The sequence below is a fragment of the Methylobacterium hispanicum genome (assembly GCF_022179285.1).
Taxonomy (GTDB): domain Bacteria; phylum Pseudomonadota; class Alphaproteobacteria; order Rhizobiales; family Beijerinckiaceae; genus Methylobacterium; species Methylobacterium hispanicum.
Genome location: NZ_BPQO01000003.1, coordinates 26,029 through 41,132, shown reverse-complemented (window position 1 = coordinate 41,132; position 15,104 = coordinate 26,029). Strand labels below are relative to the sequence as shown.

16 protein-coding genes are annotated in these 15,104 nt (G+C 74.6%); 7 read left to right on the top strand and 9 right to left on the bottom strand.

All coding sequences use genetic code 11. From position 1 onward, the window contains the following. Positions 1 to 35 precede the first annotated feature (35 nt). The 6 genes from MFF56_RS04170 to croR all read right to left on the bottom strand — a co-directional run bounded on the left by MFF56_RS04170 (position 36) and on the right by croR (position 5,916). A complete protein-coding gene (locus tag MFF56_RS04170) occupies positions 36 to 1,229 on the bottom strand; it encodes an ABC transporter permease (RefSeq protein ID WP_066919027.1) in 1,194 nt (397 codons plus the stop codon). Beyond that, entirely contained in the window at positions 1,226 to 2,206 is a 981-nt protein-coding gene (locus tag MFF56_RS04165; RefSeq protein WP_066919029.1) for an ABC transporter ATP-binding protein, read from the bottom strand. Before MFF56_RS04165 ends, MFF56_RS04170 begins: the two co-directional genes overlap by 4 nt. A 4-nt stretch (positions 2,207 to 2,210) precedes the next feature. Then, positions 2,211 to 2,726 (bottom strand): DUF2141 domain-containing protein, encoded by a 516-nt coding sequence (locus MFF56_RS04160; protein WP_156453509.1) that lies wholly within the window; start codon positions 2,724 to 2,726, stop codon positions 2,211 to 2,213. 5 nt (positions 2,727 to 2,731) lie between these two features. Then, a complete protein-coding gene (locus MFF56_RS04155) occupies positions 2,732 to 4,300 on the bottom strand; it encodes a phytoene desaturase family protein (protein WP_373324019.1) in 1,569 nt (522 codons plus the stop codon). 229 nt (positions 4,301 to 4,529) lie between these two features. Then, complete coding sequence (locus MFF56_RS04150; RefSeq protein WP_238229568.1) at positions 4,530 to 5,387, bottom strand: TrmH family RNA methyltransferase; 858 nt, start codon at positions 5,385 to 5,387, stop codon at positions 4,530 to 4,532. Between the two features lie 64 nt (positions 5,388 to 5,451). Beyond that, entirely contained in the window at positions 5,452 to 5,916 is a 465-nt protein-coding gene (gene croR, locus MFF56_RS04145; protein WP_066918698.1) for a 3-hydroxybutyryl-CoA dehydratase, read from the bottom strand. Between the two features lie 169 nt (positions 5,917 to 6,085). Between croR and MFF56_RS04140 the strand changes: the two genes are divergently transcribed. The 4 genes from MFF56_RS04140 to MFF56_RS04125 all read left to right on the top strand — a co-directional run bounded on the left by MFF56_RS04140 (position 6,086) and on the right by MFF56_RS04125 (position 8,425). Further along, positions 6,086 to 6,499, top strand: coding sequence for a hypothetical protein (locus tag MFF56_RS04140; RefSeq protein WP_238229567.1), 414 nt, complete (start codon positions 6,086 to 6,088; stop codon positions 6,497 to 6,499). Between the two features lie 132 nt (positions 6,500 to 6,631). Further along, positions 6,632 to 7,240: a cation efflux transmembrane domain-containing protein gene (locus MFF56_RS04135; RefSeq protein ID WP_238229566.1), complete on the top strand. Its 609-nt coding sequence runs from the start codon at positions 6,632 to 6,634 to the stop codon at positions 7,238 to 7,240. A gap of 1 nt (position 7,241) precedes the next feature. Further along, positions 7,242 to 8,087 (top strand): metallophosphoesterase, encoded by an 846-nt coding sequence (locus tag MFF56_RS04130; RefSeq protein ID WP_066926664.1) that lies wholly within the window; start codon positions 7,242 to 7,244, stop codon positions 8,085 to 8,087. 116 nt (positions 8,088 to 8,203) lie between these two features. Further along, positions 8,204 to 8,425: a hypothetical protein gene (locus tag MFF56_RS04125; RefSeq protein WP_066926666.1), complete on the top strand. Its 222-nt coding sequence runs from the start codon at positions 8,204 to 8,206 to the stop codon at positions 8,423 to 8,425. A 67-nt stretch (positions 8,426 to 8,492) separates the two neighbouring features. Here MFF56_RS04125 and MFF56_RS04120 read toward each other — a convergent pair whose 3' ends face one another. Beyond that, positions 8,493 to 8,996 (bottom strand): response regulator, encoded by a 504-nt coding sequence (locus MFF56_RS04120; protein WP_238229565.1) that lies wholly within the window; start codon positions 8,994 to 8,996, stop codon positions 8,493 to 8,495. A 570-nt stretch (positions 8,997 to 9,566) separates the two neighbouring features. Between MFF56_RS04120 and MFF56_RS04115 the strand changes: the two genes are divergently transcribed. Beyond that, entirely contained in the window at positions 9,567 to 10,103 is a 537-nt protein-coding gene (locus tag MFF56_RS04115; protein WP_082773396.1) for a cupin domain-containing protein, read from the top strand. Here MFF56_RS04115 and MFF56_RS04110 read toward each other — a convergent pair. Beyond that, positions 10,069 to 11,364, bottom strand: a complete 1,296-nt coding sequence (locus MFF56_RS04110; protein WP_238229564.1) for a serine hydrolase domain-containing protein — start codon at positions 11,362 to 11,364, stop codon at positions 10,069 to 10,071. The two genes, MFF56_RS04115 and MFF56_RS04110, sit on opposite strands and share 35 nt — an antisense overlap. Positions 11,365 to 11,600: 236 nt before the next feature. Between MFF56_RS04110 and MFF56_RS04105 the strand changes: the two genes are divergently transcribed. Then, the gene (locus MFF56_RS04105; protein ID WP_238229563.1) at positions 11,601 to 12,881 is read left to right on the top strand and encodes a PQQ-dependent sugar dehydrogenase; all 1,281 of its coding nucleotides are present in this window, start codon (positions 11,601 to 11,603) and stop codon (positions 12,879 to 12,881) included. Positions 12,882 to 12,964: 83 nt separating this feature from the next. Further along, the gene (locus MFF56_RS04100) at positions 12,965 to 13,531 is read left to right on the top strand and encodes a c-type cytochrome (RefSeq protein WP_066926150.1); all 567 of its coding nucleotides are present in this window, start codon (positions 12,965 to 12,967) and stop codon (positions 13,529 to 13,531) included. Between the two features lie 146 nt (positions 13,532 to 13,677). On the opposite strand, the gene chrA is transcribed toward MFF56_RS04100, so the two are convergent. Then, positions 13,678 to 15,072 carry a chromate efflux transporter gene (gene chrA / locus MFF56_RS04095; RefSeq protein WP_066926146.1) on the bottom strand — a complete coding sequence of 465 codons (1,395 nt, stop codon included), beginning with the start codon at positions 15,070 to 15,072 and terminating at the stop codon, positions 13,678 to 13,680. Between the last annotated feature and the right edge of the window lie 32 nt (positions 15,073 to 15,104).

Genomic DNA, 15,104 nt, shown 5'->3' with positions numbered 1-15,104 from the left:
GCCGGTCCGTCGCGTGGGGAAGGGGCGGGAGCGGCTCATGCGGGCCGCCGGGCCACGAGGGCGAGGGCCGCGCCGAGGCCGGCGAGCGCCAGCGCCGCCAGCACGCCCCAGGCCGGGACGGCGCTGCCCTCGCCGAGCGCGCCCTGGAAGGCCTCGATCGCCCAGGCGTTCGGGGTGAACCAGCCGGCCTGCTGGAGCCAGGGCGGCATCAGGAAGCGCGGCACCATGCTGCCGCCGACCGCCGAGAGCAGCAGAACGCCGAAGGTGGCGAAGAGATGCGCCTGCTGGCGCGTCGCCGCGGCCGCGCAGGCGGCGAGCGCCAGCCCCGCCGCCATGGCGGAGACGAGCCCGCAGGTGAGGAGGAAGGCCGGCCAGTGCGGGCCGATCGTCACGCCGTGGAGCAGGGCCGCCGCGCCGAAGATCAGCCCGGCCTGGACCACGCCCTGGAGCGTCAGGAACAGGAATTTCCCCACAACGATCACGCCGAGGCCGCCGGGCCCGGCGCTGAGCCGGTCGGCGAGACCCGATTCGCGCTCCTCGACCAGCGAGAGCGCCCCCTGCATGGCGGCGAAGAGCAGGAACACCGCGGCGATCGCTCCCGCGTAGTAGCTCACCCGGGCGTTGCCGACGGCGGCCGCGGTGCTCTGCCGCTCGACCAGCGCCGAGAAGCTGAAGGGCTCCTTCTTCGCGCGCTGCTCCGCGAAGGCCTCGTCCAGGAAGGCGCGCTCGTCCGGGCCGATCTTGCCGGTGCGCTCCACGTCCGCGACGATGCGGGAGAGCACCACGTCGGGCAGGGCCTCGTTGAGCACCCGCTGGAGCTGGCCCAGCGCGATCGGGGTGGCGAGCGCCTTGGCGGGGTTCTCGACCAGCACAACCGGGTGGTCCGGCGCGGATGCGCCCGAGGGTGCCGCCGCGAGGTCGCCGCGCAGCACCAGCGCCACGTCGACCTCGCCCGCGCGCACCGCCTCCGTTGCGGCGGCGAGGTCGGCGGGCAGCCGCGTGACACGCAAGCTCGTGTCGGCCGCGAGCGCCGAGACGAGGCGCGCGGTGGCGGGCGTCCCCGCCAGATCCGCCAGTCCCAGATGGATGCGGATGCGGTCGCCGACCGCGCCCGAGAAGATCGCCGCGAAGATCGCGAAGATCACGGTCGGCAGCACGAACGCCATCACCAGGGCGGCGCGGTCGCGCAGAAGGGTGAGCGCCATCACCCGGAAGGCGGCGCCGATCATCGGGCCGGCTCCAGGGCCGGGGCGGCGCGCGCGCGGGTCTCGAGGGCGTCGCGGTAGAGGGCTTCCAGTCCCGGCGCGCGCACCCGCACCTCGCTCACCGGCACGCCCTCTGCGCGCAGGCGCCCGAGCAGGGCGGCGCCGTCGAGGCGCTGGGCGGGACCCGCGCCGTCGTCGCGTCCGGGGCCGGTCTCGCGCCAGGCGAGCTCGGCGTCGGGCGCGAAGCCGGCCCGGCGCAGGGCCCGCTCGGCGGCGTCGTCCGGGATCTCGGCGAGCACCAGCTCGCGCTCGGGGGGGCCGGCGGCGAGGCCCGCCAGCAGGGCGGCGAGCGGGCCCTCGCGCACGATCCGGCCGCCGCGCAGGAAGGCGACCCGGTCGGCCAGCCGCTCGGCCTCGGCGAAGTCGTGGGTGGCGACGAGGATCGCGGTGCCCGCCCGGCGCAGGCGCCGCAGCATGGCGTGGATCGCCGCGCGGGCCGCCCGGTCGACTCCCTGCGTCGGCTCGTCGAGGAGGACGAGCGGGGGCTGCCCGATCAGGCCGGCCGCGATGTTGACCCGGCGCTGGTAGCCGCCGGAGAGCTGGCCGACGAGGCTCGCCCCCACCGCCTCGATGTCGGCGAGCGCCAGCATGGCGGCGACCGCGCCGCGCCGCCCGCGGCGGGGCAGGCCGGCGAGGCTCGCGAAGACGCCGAGGTTCTCGGCGACGCTGAGGCGCGGCCAGAGCGCGATCTCCTGGGGCACCCAGCCGACGCGGCGGCGCGCGTCGGCCTCCGTGCGCGGGTCGCGGCCCGACACGCGGACCGTGCCGGCCCCCGGGACGAGGCGGCCGGCGACGAGGCGCATCAGCGTGGTCTTGCCGGCGCCGTTGGGCCCGAGCAGCGCCAGGATCTCGCCAGGATCCAGCGCGAGGTCGAGCCCGTCGAGGACCGGCCGTCCGCGATAGGCGAGACCGAGCCCGGTGCAGGCGAGGAGCGGCGCCACCGGCTCAGCGCCGGGGCAGGGCGCGGGCGAGCCGGACCCGGATCGCGGCGCCGGGCTCGCGCAGGGAGAAGGCGGCCTCCTCGAAGCTCGGCCGCGCCCGCCGGCCGGCCCCGCCCGAGAGGCCGTAGGGCTCCGTCGGCAGGCCGAGGCCGGTGCGTCCGAGCCGGCGGTCGCCGTCGCGGTCCTGGAAGGCGGCGACCGCGTAGGTGCCGGCGGGCACGCTCGCGAACACGAAGGTCCGGGCCTCGGATTCACCCGAGGCCTCCTGCCCGAGGGTGCAGGCGGATTCCGAGAGGCCGCCCTGGCAGAGCGTGACGTAGACCGCGCCGCCGCCGGGCTCGATGCCGTCAACCGTGACCTGCAGGCCGGCGGCCTGGGCGGGGAGGGGGAGGACGAGGAGGAGAGCGAGGAGGAGGCCGCGGATCTCCCTCTCCCCGCGCGCGGGGAGAGGGGCGAGCCCCCCTTGCCGTCGGCCGAGCCCTCTCCCCGCGCGCGGGGAGAGGGGATGCGCGGTGGTCATCCCCCTCACGAGGCCTCGCCGCCGGTGGCCAGCGGGGCCGTCTCGGGCAGACCGGCGCTCGCCGGCACGCGGGCGCCGAGCAAGTCCTCGATCAGCAGGCGGGCGGAGATGCGCGCGCCCTCGTAGATCACCGGCAGGCCCGAGCCCGGATGGGTGCCGCCGCCGACGAGGTAGAGGCCGGGCCCGAACTTGTTGTGGGGCCGGAACCAGAGCATCTGCATCAGGTCGTGGGCGAGGTTGAAGGTGGCGCCCTCGTGCACCGCGAAGTCGTCGCGCCACTGGGTCGGGTCGATCACGCGCTCGTAGCGGATGCGCGATTCGAGGTTCTCGATGCCCAGGAGCTTCAGACGCTCCAGCACCAGGGCCCGGTAGCTGTCCCGGGTCGCCGCCCAGTCGATGCCGGCCTTCAGGTTCGGCACCGGCACCAGCACGTAGAGGGCGGTGTGGCCGGGGGGCGCCATGCCGCCGTCGGTGAAGCCCGCGTGCTGGACGTAGACGGAAGGGCACATCGGCAGCACCCCTTCGGTGATCTCCCGGATGTTGCGCTCGTACTGGTCGGCCAGCAGGATGGTGTGGTGGCCGAGCGCCGCCGGCATCGGGCCCTCGATGCCGAGATAGAGCATGAAGGTCGAGCAGGAGAGGCGGGCCTTGGCGACCTTGGCGTCGCGCCAGCGCGGGCGGCGCGCCTCGGGCACCAGCTCCGGCACAACCTTGGCGAAGTCGCCGTTGATCATCACGGCGTCGGCCCGCAGCGTCTCGCCGCCCGCCACCACGCCGACCGCCTTCTTGCCCTCGAACAGCACCCGCTCGACGCTCGTGTTCAGGCGGATGTCGACGCCCATGCGGCGGGCCAAGCCGGCCATCGCCTCCGAGACCGCGCCGCAGCCGCCGACCGGGTGGTAGACCCCGTGCTCGTATTCGAGGAACGAGAGGATCGTGAACAGGCTGGGGCAGCGGAAGGGCGACATGCCCAGGTACTTGGTCTGGAACGAGAAGGCGAGGCGCACCCGCGGGTCGGCGAAGTAGCGCCGCAGATCCTTGTCCACGCTGCGGCCGGGGTGGAGGTAGGGCAGGGCCGCCAGCATCGCGGGACTCGCCATGCTGCGGAAGCGGTGGAAGGCCTGCTCCAGCACCGGCTTGAAGAAGCGCAGCTTCGTCCGGTTCTCGGCGAAGAATGTCCTGACGTTCGGGGCGTCGTCCGGGGCGATCCGGGCGATCTCCGCCTCCAGGCGCCCGACGTCGCCGGTGGCGCGGATCTCGCCGGAGACCCCGTCAGGCCCCTCGAAGACGAGGTGATACTGCGGGTCGAGCCGCTCCAGCCGGACATGGTCCTCAAGCCGCTCGCCGCAGCTCTCGAAGATGTCGGCCAGGATCTGCGGATAGAGGAAGAAGGTCGGTCCGATGTCGAAGCGGTAGCCGCCCGGCGCCTCGACCGTCTTCGTGCGGCCGCCGACCTGGGCGTCCCGCTCGATCAGGGTGACGTGGAGCCCCGCGCGCGCCAGCAGCAGGGCCGAGGCCAGGCCGCCGGGGCCCGCGCCGACGATGACGACCCGGCGTCCGGAGAGCCTCCGCATGCCGTCTCCCGCGTGAAGCAACGCTCCCGTCTCCCAAACCCGTGCGCACGATCCGCGTCGGGACCGCCGCACCGTAACCCCTCCGCATACGGCCAAGCTAGAGATGATTCGGCATTCGGCAATTGCATCCTTTTGCCGCGCGCGGCCGCCTACACCGAAATGGATGGGGACATGGATGGGACATGGATGGGACTTGGATAGGACTGCGTGCAGGCTCGAAGCCCGCGTCTCAGCAGTCTTCGCGCGGATCCGGACCGGCCGCGGGAGCCGGAATCAGCCGGCCGGCCGCGCCGGCCAGCCGGGACAGGGCGAGCGCGCCCGCGGTCGCGACGTTGAGCGAGTCGAAGCCCGACGCCATCGGGATGCGCAGGGTGCGGGCGCGGGCCATCAGGCCGGCGGGCAGGCCCGGCCCCTCGGTCCCGAGCAGCAGGAGCGCGCGGGCCGGCGGCGGCGCGGCGTCGAGCGTCTCCCGGCCGGAGGGGCTCAGCGCCAGCGGCTCCAGGGCGAGGGATCGCGCGATCGCGAGCCAGTCCGCCCCCGCGGGGAGGCGCGCGAAGGGCGTGATCAGGGCGGCGCCCGCCGAGACGCGGATCGCCTTGCGGTAGAGCGGATCGCAGCTCGCGGCGTCGAGGAGCACCGCGTCGGCCCCGAAGGCGGCGGCGTTGCGCAGGCAGGCGCCGACGTTGTCGTGGTTGGTCAGCCCGGCGAGCCCCAGCACCAGGGCCGGGGCGGGGGGCTGCGGCACGAGCGCGGCGGGCTCCGGCGCCGGGCCGGCGAGCCCCACCGCCAGCACGCCGCGGTGGATGGGGAAGCCCGCAACCGCGCTCATCACGGGCTTGCCCGCGAGGTAGACCGGCGCGCCGAGGCGGCCCAGCACGTCCGCGAGCCCCGGCCAGCGCTCGGGCGCCAGCAGCACGGATTCGGTCCGGAAGCGGGCGCGGGCCGACGCCATCAGCCGCAGCGTGACCTCGCCCTCCACGATGAAGCGGCCCTGGCGGCCGACGAGGTCGCGCTCGCGCATGGCCGCGTAGGGCGCGAGCCGCGGGTCGGCCGGATCGACGATCGCGACGGGCGTCACGGGGCTCATCAGTCCCGGTGTCCAGAGGCCGAGGCCTCTGGCGGGTGCAGGGCGGCGCCCTGCATGGGACCGGTCACGCTTTCTGGCGGCTGGCCAGCGGGTCGGCCTCGGCCCGGGTCGGCACCTTCACCAGGGCCTCGCCGTCGAGCACGATCTCGCCCGCGACCGCGCAGGTGCATTTGAGACGGGCGCGGCGGCGCTCGGGCACCAGTTCGGCGACCTCGACGGTCACGTCCACGGTGTCGCCGATGCGCACGGGCGCGCGGAAGTTCAGGGTCTGGCTGATGTAGACGGCGCCGGGGCCGGGCAGGCGCGTGCCGAGCACCGCCGAGATCAGGCCGGCCGTGTAGAGCCCGTGGGCGATGCGGGTGCCGAATGGCGTGCGCGCGGCGAAGTGCTCGGAGAGGTGGATCGGGTTGCGGTCGCCGGTGATCTCGGCGAAGCCCACCACGTCGGAGGAGGCGATCACCTTCGAGAGGGTCTCGGAGAGGCCGACCTCCAGATCCTCGAAGTACAGAACGCGCAGCTCGGGCAACATCGGGCAGGCTCCCTTGAGACGATCGCGCCCGTGTCGGCGCCTGACGCTGGCCTCGCACAGCTGCCGTCGCGAATCCAGCCTCCGGCCACGCAGCTCCGCAGCGGACTTTGGTCCAATTCGACGGATCGCTTTCACAAGCCCGCAATCGCCGTATCGGACAAGGGTCTGCATGCAGGACCCAGATCCTTTCTCGCCCGGACGTATCGGCGCCACCCTCGCGGTGACGGGTCTCGCCGCCCTGATGCTCGGCGAGACCCCGAGCCCGGAGCGCATCGCGACGGCCTCGGGCTGCCTCGTGACGGCGCTCGGCGCCTTCGCGGTCGCGGGCCTGCGCCGCCCCGCGCGCAGCCCGCCCGCCGACGCGGCGCCCCCGCCCCGCGCGGCGGCCCCGGCGCGCGGACCCGCGGTGTCCATCCGGGTGCCGGCGGACATCGCCCTGCCCGGGCACTGGTCGATGCCGCTCTCGCAGCGCGACCCGCGGGTCCACGCCGCCCTGTCCATGGCCGCCCGCAGGTTCCAGGACGGCGCGCCGCCCGCCGGGGCGGGCGCGGCGGGCGGGGCGGATCGCGCGGTCGAACCGTGAGGTGGCGCCGGCCGAGCGGCGCGGCTGGCGCATCGCGGGCCGGGACCGAAGGCCGCGGGGTGTGCGCCGCACCGACGCCCTCGACAGGCCGGGCCGCATCGGCCAAGAGGCGCCGGTTCCAGGGACCCGCCCGTGCCGAAGCCCGCCCCCACCCCCGCGCTCCGCCCCGTCGTCGCCCGCGTGGCGGCGCTGAACCTCGGCTATTTCGGGATCGAGATCGCGGTGGCGCTCGCCATCGGCTCGGTGGCGCTCATCGCCGACAGCCTCGATTTCCTGGAGGACGCGGCGATCAACCTGCTGATCTTCGCGGGGCTGGGCTGGTCGGCGGCCAACCGCGCCCGGCTCGGCACGGTGATGGCCTTCATCCTCCTGGTGCCGGCGCTCGCCACCGCCTGGGCCGCCTGGGACAAGCTCGCGGACTTCACCGCCCCGGCGCCGCTGCCGCTCACGCTGACCGGCCTCGGGGCGCTCGCGGTCAACCTCGCCTGCGCGCTGATGCTGGCGCGCCACCGGCACGGCTCGGGCAGCCTGACCCGGGCGGCCTACCTCTCGGCGCGCAACGACGCCTACGCCAACCTCGCCATCATCGCGGCCGGCCTCGTCACCGTGTTCTGGGCCTCGCCCTGGCCGGATCTCGTCGCGGCGGCGGGCATCGCGGTGATCAACGCGGACGCGGCCGGCGACGTCTTCCGGGCGGCCCGGGCCGAGCGGCGGGCCGCGCGTGCGGCCGGAGGAGCGTAGGATGCGCCTCTTCCCGATCTCCGACCTGCATCTCGAGCGGCGCCGGCCGGAGCTGATCCCGGCGCCCACCGCCCCCTTCGACGTGCTGGCCTGCGCGGGCGACCTCCACGAGGGCCATCCCGAGCGCGGGCTCGCCGCCCTCCTCGACCTCGCGCGGGGGCGCCCGGTCGTGCTGGTGCCGGGCAACCACGAGCGCTACGCCCCGACCGGCGACGGCCGGACCGCGCCCCAGCTCCTGGCGGCGCTGGAGGCGGAGGTCGTGCGCCTGAACGGGGCGGGGGCCCGCATCCACCTGCTGCAGCGGGGCGGCGCCTGCGTGATCGACGGGGTGCGCTTCGTCGGCGCGACCCTGTGGAGCGACTGGTCGCTCGCCGGGCGCTGGCTCGGTTCCGACGCGCCCGAGCGGCCGCAGGATCCGGTCGCCTACGCCGCCGCGCGGATGACCGACCCGGTCACGGGCTCGCGCGAGTATCTGGGCTCCATCCGCAACGCCGACGGCACGCCCTGGCAGCCGGCGGACGCGATGCGGGCCCACGCGGCCGAGCGCGCCGACCTGCTGGCGGGGCTGGCGCGGCCGCATGACGGCCCCACGGTCGCGATCACCCACCACCCGGCGAGCCCGCGCGCAGCCGACGCCTACCGGGAGGCGCCCGGCGTGCCCTGGTGGGTGCCGGCCTTCTACGCCACCACCGTGCTGGACGACCTGCCCGAGGCGGAGCGCCCGGACCTCTGGATCTCGGGCCATTTCCACGCCGGCCACGACATGCGGCTCGGGCGCTGCCGCTGGGTGGCGAACCCGGTCGAGGGCCGGACCTTCAGGCCGGATCTCGTCGTGGAGGTCGGGTGAGGGACAGGGCTGCGGGCGCGTGCCGCGGGCCGCCCGCTCGCCCGGTACCGCCGCGGCGCTAGCTTCCCGGGAACAAGAGCCGCCTTGAGAACGGACGCGGCCGGGAGGAAGGCCCCATGAACAGCTTCATCGCCGTGGTGCTGGTCTGCGCCAACGGGCTCGCGCAGGCCGAGTGCACCGACGACCGGGCCATCGAGGTGCGCAAGGTGAAGGTCGCCAACGAGCTCGGCTGCACCAGCGGCTGGCAGGAGATCATCGCCCGCACGGACCTGCGCGAGGAGATCGGCCGGACCGCCTACCTCAAGACGGAGTGCCGCCGGGTGAAGGCGGGCGGCTAGGATGGAAGCCGCCCGGAGCGGGCCGAACGCATGATGCGGGGAAGGGGACGCCGGTTTCCCGACACCATCATGCGACGACGCGAACCAAGAGCCGGTCGCGGGGGATCCGGGAACGGCTCCGGCCGCGCGCCGCGCGGACGGCCCGATGGGCCTGGACCAGGAGGTCGAGGGGCAGCCAGGGCCGGTGCAGGCGCACCGCCTCCGGGGGCAGGGTGCAGGCCTCGTCCCGGCCCACCACGAGGTGGATCCCGGGCCAGTGCCGGCCGACCGCCCGCGCGAGCCGGGGGCCGTCCATCACGCCCGACAGGCTGGCGCCGGTCAGGACCAGGGCGACGTCGTCGCCGCAGCGCCGCAGCACGGCCACCGCCGCCTCGCCGCTGGCGCAGGTGATCGGGTCGAGATCGGTCTCCGCCAGCAGGAGCGCGGCCCGGTCCCGGGCGGCCGGGCTCTCATCGACGACGAGCGCCAGCGGGGCGGTGTGGGTGATGGCGGTGTGAGTGATAGTGGTTTGAGTGATTCTGGGCGACGGACCCTGGCCCGCCCGCCGGTTCTCCCGCCGATCCACCCCCATCGCCTCTCTCCGTCTCTCCGCCGCGCGTCGCGCCGTCCCGATCCAGCAGGTGCAGCCAGGCCTCCGGCAGCCCCGCCTGCAGCACGGGCGCGTAAAGCGCCTCCAGGGCGTGGCCGATGCCGTTCAGACGCGGATCGCTGGTGGTGCTCGATCGGTTCGGGCTCAGGCTGGCGCAGTGGCGCATGAAAGCTCCTTCCGGAGCGACGCCTTCCCCGCCGCTTCCGGTCTCGAACCGGAGCCGAGTGCACATCCTCCGGACGCGCCAGCGCGAGGCTCCGTCTTGTGACAGATTGCCTCAAGAAATGTGCGTGCCTGCCGATGGTTTCAGCTTGGCCGCGGAGGAAATCCGGATTCAGCCCGATGCGCCGGCCTCCGGTGCACCTTCGCGCGCGCCCGTCCGGCACGACCTCGCGAGGCCTCGCGAGGCCTCGCGGGCACGGCCGACGCCCGCTGCCGGACCCATGCCCGACGACGACCGTGCCCGACGACGACCGCGCCCGCTTCCCCGCACGCGCCGACGGGCGCATCATCCCTACGCCGGGGCACCCCCGGGACCGCGAGGAGGGGATCATGAACCGTATCGCGCACGAGCCGCCCGCCGCGCCCGGGGACGCGGTCCCGCCCGGGGGCGGCGCCCCCCGGTCCGGGTCGCCGGGCTGCCGCCTCGTCCGGGCCGGGGCGACCTTCACGGGCAAGCAGGGGCTCGACTACGCGGTCGGCATCTCGGCCGAGAGCGTCGGCGCGCGGGGCATCCATCTCCAGCTCGTGACGATCCCGCCCGGCGCCCGCGCCCGGGCCCACCTGCACGCCGACCACGAGACCGCGATCTACGCGCTCGGCGGCACCTCCGGCTGCTGGTACGGGGAGCGGCTGGAGCACCACGCCACGATGGCGCCGGGAGATTTCTTCTACATCCCGGCCGGTGTGCCGCACCTGCCCTACAACCCGAGCCCGACCGAGCCCTGCACCGCGGTGATCGCCCGCACCGACCCGAACGAGCAGGAGAGCGTGGTGCTCCGGCCCGATCTCGACGCGCTGCGACCGGGCCCTGAGTCGGGACCGGACGGGGCCCCTACCGCTCCAGGGCCTGATAGACGAGGCTGTTGATCAGGTAGCGGTAGCGCCAGCGGGCGGTGCCCGGCGTGTGGGCCATGAACACCACGGCGAGCTTGCGGCCCGGATCGACCCACCAGTTCGTGCCGCTGGAGCCCGGCCAAGAGAAGTCGCCGACCGAGCCGAGGAGCCGCACCACCCCGGGCCGGGTGCGCACCGCGAGCCCGAGCCCGAAGCCGTAATCGGCCCGGGTCGGGTCGGCGTTGCCGATGAGGTTGCGCACGCCGGGACCGAGCTGGTCGGTGAGCATGGCGCGGGTGAAGACGGGGCTCAGGACCCGGCGCCCGCCGAGCTCGCCCTCGTTCATCAGCGCCAGGGCGAAGCGCAGGTAATCCTCCGCGCTCGACACGGCGCAGCCGCCGCCGCAGGCGAACCGGGTCGGCCGGGTCGCGTCGGGCTCCAGAACCTGCGGCTTGCCGGTCGCCGGATCCTCGGGGAGCGCGCGGGCGTAGCGGTCCGCGGATCCGGGCGGGATCACGAAGCCGGTGTCGCGCATGCCGAGCGGGCCGAACACGGTCTCGGCGAGGTAGGCGTCGAGCGTGCGGCCGGTCAGGCGCTCGACCACGAGGCCGGCGACGTCGAGGCCGAAGCCGTAATCCCAGACCGTGCCCGGCTGGTGCAGCAGGGGCGCGGCCTGGAGCGCGTCGAGGAACCGGTCGCCGTCGAGGTCCTTGGCCGCCGCGACGCTGCCGGCGGGCAGCATCCGGTGCACCTCCGTGGTGCCGCGCCCGCCGTAGACGAGGCCCGAGGTGTGGGTGAGGAGGTCGCGCAGCGAGACCGGCCGCGCGGCCGGCACCGTGCCGGCGAGCTTGCCCGCGAGGTCGAGGCTCGCGACCCGCTGGTCGGCGAAGCGGCCCGGCAGGTAGGCGCTCACGGGATCGTCGAGGACGAGGTCGCCGCGCTCGGCCAGCCCCAGCACCGCGACCGCCGTCATCGGCTTCGTCATCGAGGCGATGTTGAACAGCGCGTCCCGCGGCATCGGCGCGCCGGCCGCCTTGTCGCGGAAGCCGTAGGCCTCGTGGAACACGACCCGGCCCTCGCGGGCGATGATCAGGACGGCGCCGGGCATCCGGCCCTCCGCCACCTCGCGGTCGAGCACCGTGCCGATGCGGGCGAGGCGCTCGGGCGAGAAGCCCATCGCGGCCGGGTCAGCCCGCGGCAACGGCTGGGGCGGGGGCTGCGGCGCCTCCTGCGCCAGGGAAGCGGAGGCGAGCCCCACCAGGGCGAGCGCCGACACCAGACGTCTCAGAACCACGCGCAACCTCCCGAACGCCAGCGCGGATCTTTAGACGGATCCTTGAAACGCCCCGCTGTGCCGGCCGCGACGATGCCGGAGCCGGCCGGTGCCGCCAAGCTCCGCCCGGGGCGCCTCGCCTGTGCGCAGGTGACAGAGAGACACAATCACGACGTGAATTTACCAGTCCTGGGGTTGTAAGGCCCGGCGCGGGATGGGAGGCCTCGGGCATTGCCGCACAAGAGGAGACGCCATCGATGCCGCGTTCCGCACGCCTGACCGGACTGCTTCTGGCCGGACTGCTCCTGCCCCTCGGGCCCGCCGGGGCGCAGCAGGCGCCGAGCGGCACGCCGACGCCTGGCAGCACGGACGGCACCGCGCCGAAGCCCGCCGCCGCCCCCGCGCCCGCCCAGGACCGCGGCTCGGCCCTCTACGGCCGGCCCGAGGGCGGCGAGGCCGCCAAGCTCGCCCCGATCGCCGGCCCGCCGCTGCCGACGCCGGCCGCCCGCCTGCCCCTCGACAAGCTGAAGGTGCCGGACGGCTTCAAGATCGAGGTCTATGCCAGCGGGCTCGCCAACGCCCGCTCGCTGGCGCAGGGCGACAAGGGCACGCTCTTCGTCGGCACCCGCTCGCTCGACCGGGTCTACGCCGTGCGCACCGTGGACGGGAAGCAGGAGGTGAAGGTGATCGCCACCGGCCTGCACCGGCCGAACGGCGTCGTCTTCCACAAGGGCGCGCTCTACGTCGCCGAGCTCTCGAAGATCTGGCGCTTCGACGACATCGAGAACAACCTCGACGCGCCGGGCAAGCCCGTCCTCGTCAGCGACGACTTCCCGAAGGACGAGGCGCACGGCTGGAAGTTCATCGCGATCGGGCCGGACGAGAAGCTCTACGTGCCGGTGGGCGCGCCGGGCAACATCCTGAACCCGCCCGACACCCACGCCCAGATCCGCCGGATGGACCTCGACGGCAAGAACGTCGAGGTGGTGGCCCGCGGCGTGCGCAACACGGTGGGCTTCGACTGGAACCCGCAGACGAAGAACCTCACCTTCACCGACAACGGCCGCGACTGGGTCTCGGAGGACATCCCGAACGACGAGCTGAACGTGCTTTCGGAGCCGGGCAAGCAGCATTTCGGCTACCCGTTCTGCCACCAGGGCAACTTCACCGACCCGGAATACGGCTGGGGCCGCTCCTGCGCGGAGTTCACGGCGCCGGCGGGCCTCCTCGGGCCGCACACCGCGGCGCTCGGCATGCGCTTCTACACGGGCGAGCAGTTCCCGCAGGCCTACAGGAACGCGATCTTCATCGCCCGCCACGGCTCGTGGAACAAGACGCAGAAGCTCGGCGGCGACGTGGTCGTGGCGCGTCTCGGGACCGACGGCAAGATGGCGAGCCTGGAGCCCTTCCTGACCGGCTTCCTGCAGGACAACCGCTATGTCGGCCGGCCCGTGGACGTGCTGGTGGCGCGTGACGGCGCGCTCCTCGTCTCGGACGACTACAACGGCGCGGTCTACCGCATCAGCGCGGCGCGCTGAGGCGCACGCGCGCTCCCTCCCCCCTCTGCGGGGGAGGGAGCGCGACGAGGCGACGCCGCCGCATCAACACAGGACCCTGACCCATGCGCCCTCTCGCGCCGTCCGCCCTCTGCCTCCTCGCCCTCCTCACCGCGCCGGCCAACGCCGAGAGCGCGGCCGAGCGGCTGCCGGCCTGCCTTGCCTGCCACGGCGAGAGCGGAACCTCGGCCAATCCCGGCGTGCCCTCGCTCGGCGCGATGCCGGCGGACTACGTCGTCACGCAGCTCTACCTGTTCCGCGAGCGGCAGCGGGTCGCCGACCCGATGAACGCGATGGCCGAGGGGCTCTCGGACGACGACCTGCGCACGCTGGGCGATGCGGTCGCCAAGCTGCCGGCGCCGAAGCCGGAGCCGAATCCCGACCCGGCCCGGATGGAGGCGGCCAGGGCGCTCGCCGCCAAGCACCAGTGCGGCTCCTGCCACGGGGCGGATCTCGCCGGCCAGGACCAGATCCCGCGCGTCGGCGCCCAGCGCGAGGACTACCTGCTGGCGACCTTGCGCGCCTACAAGTCGGGCGCCCGGGCCGGCTACGATCCGGCAATGAACGAGGTGGCGCAGGGCCTGTCGGAGGACGACATCACGGCCCTGTCCTACTACCTCGCGCACCGCTGAGCGGCCCGTCCCGGAGTCGAGAGGTCGAGACCTCTCGCGGGTCCAGGCAAGGGTCCCGATTCTGGCCCTGGTCGTTCGGCGAAGCCGATTGCGGGGCGCCGCCCCGAACCCCGCCGAAGGGTGGTCCACCCTTCGGGATCCCGGGATCAGACCAGTCCGAGGACCCGCAGGGCAAGGCCGGCCGCGGCGCAGGCGGCGAGCACCGTTGGCACCCCGAGCTTGAAGCGGAACAGGGCGAGCATCGCGGCCAGCGCCAGCGCCAGGGCGTAGGGATCGAGGCTCGACCAGACCGGCAGGTCGAGCCGCAGGGGCCCGAGGCGGACCGCGCGTAGCGCGCCGAACAGCGTGTGCAGGGCGAACCAGACCGCGAGGTTGAGGATCACCCCCACCACCGCCGCGGTGATGGCCGCGAGCGCGCCCGAGAGCGCCCGGTTGCCGCGCAGGCGCTCGACGTAAGGGGCGCCCGCGAAGATCCAGAGAAAGCAGGGCGCGAAGGTGACCCAGGTGGTGAGCAGGCCCCCGAGCGTGCCGGCCAGCAGCGGCGGCAGCGCGCCCGGCGCCCGGTAGGCGGCGAGGAAGCCTACGAACTGCGTGACCATGATGAGCGGGCCGGGCGTGGTCTCGGCCATGCCGAGCCCGTCCAGCATCTCGCCGGGCCTCAGCCAGCCGTAATGCTCCACCGCCTGCTGGGCGACGTAGGAGAGCACCGCGTAGGCGCCCCCGAAGGTCACCAGCGCCATCTTGGAGAAGAACAGCGCGATCTGGCCGAACACGTCGCCGGGCCCGAGCGCGAGGAGGATGGCGGCGACCGGCACGAGCCAGGCCGCGCCCCAGGCCGCCACCACGCGCAGCGTCCGGCCGGGCGCGACGCGCTCCCGCGGGGTCGCACCGTCGCCGAGCAGGTAGGGTCCGCCCGCGTCGGGCGCGGCCTCCCCGTGGCCGCCGCCGCGGAAGGCCATCAACCCGGTCCGGGTGCCCAGATAGCCGAGGATCCCGGCCGCCAGCACGACGAGCGGGAAGGGCACGTCGAGGAGGAAGAGCGCCGCGAAGGCGGCGGCGGCCAGCCCAGCCAGGGCAGGGCCGCGCAGCGCCCGGCGGCCGATGCGCAGCACCGCCTCCGCCACCACCGCCAGCACCGCCGCCTTCAGCCCGAAGAACAGTCCGGCGACCGGCCCGGCCTGCCCGTAGAGCACGTAGATCCAGCTCAAGGCCATGATGGCGACGAGGCCAGGCAGCACGAACAGCCCGCCCGCGACGAGCCCGCCGCGCGCGCCGTGCATCAGCCAGCCCACATAGGTGGCGAGCTGCTGCGCCTCCGGCCCCGGCAGCAGCGTGCAGAAGTTCAGCGCGTGCAGGAAGCGCGCCTCCGAGATCCAGCGCCGCTCCTCGACGAGCACCCGGTGCATCACCGCGATCTGGCCGGCCGGTCCGCCGAAGGAGAGGGCGGCGACGCGCGCCCAGACCGGGACGGCCTGCCCCAGGGTCACGGGCGGGGGCGCGGGACGGGGCGCGTCGCGGGACGCGGGTTCGAGCGTGGCCATGCGTGTCGTCCCCGGGCAAGCGTACGGGCGGC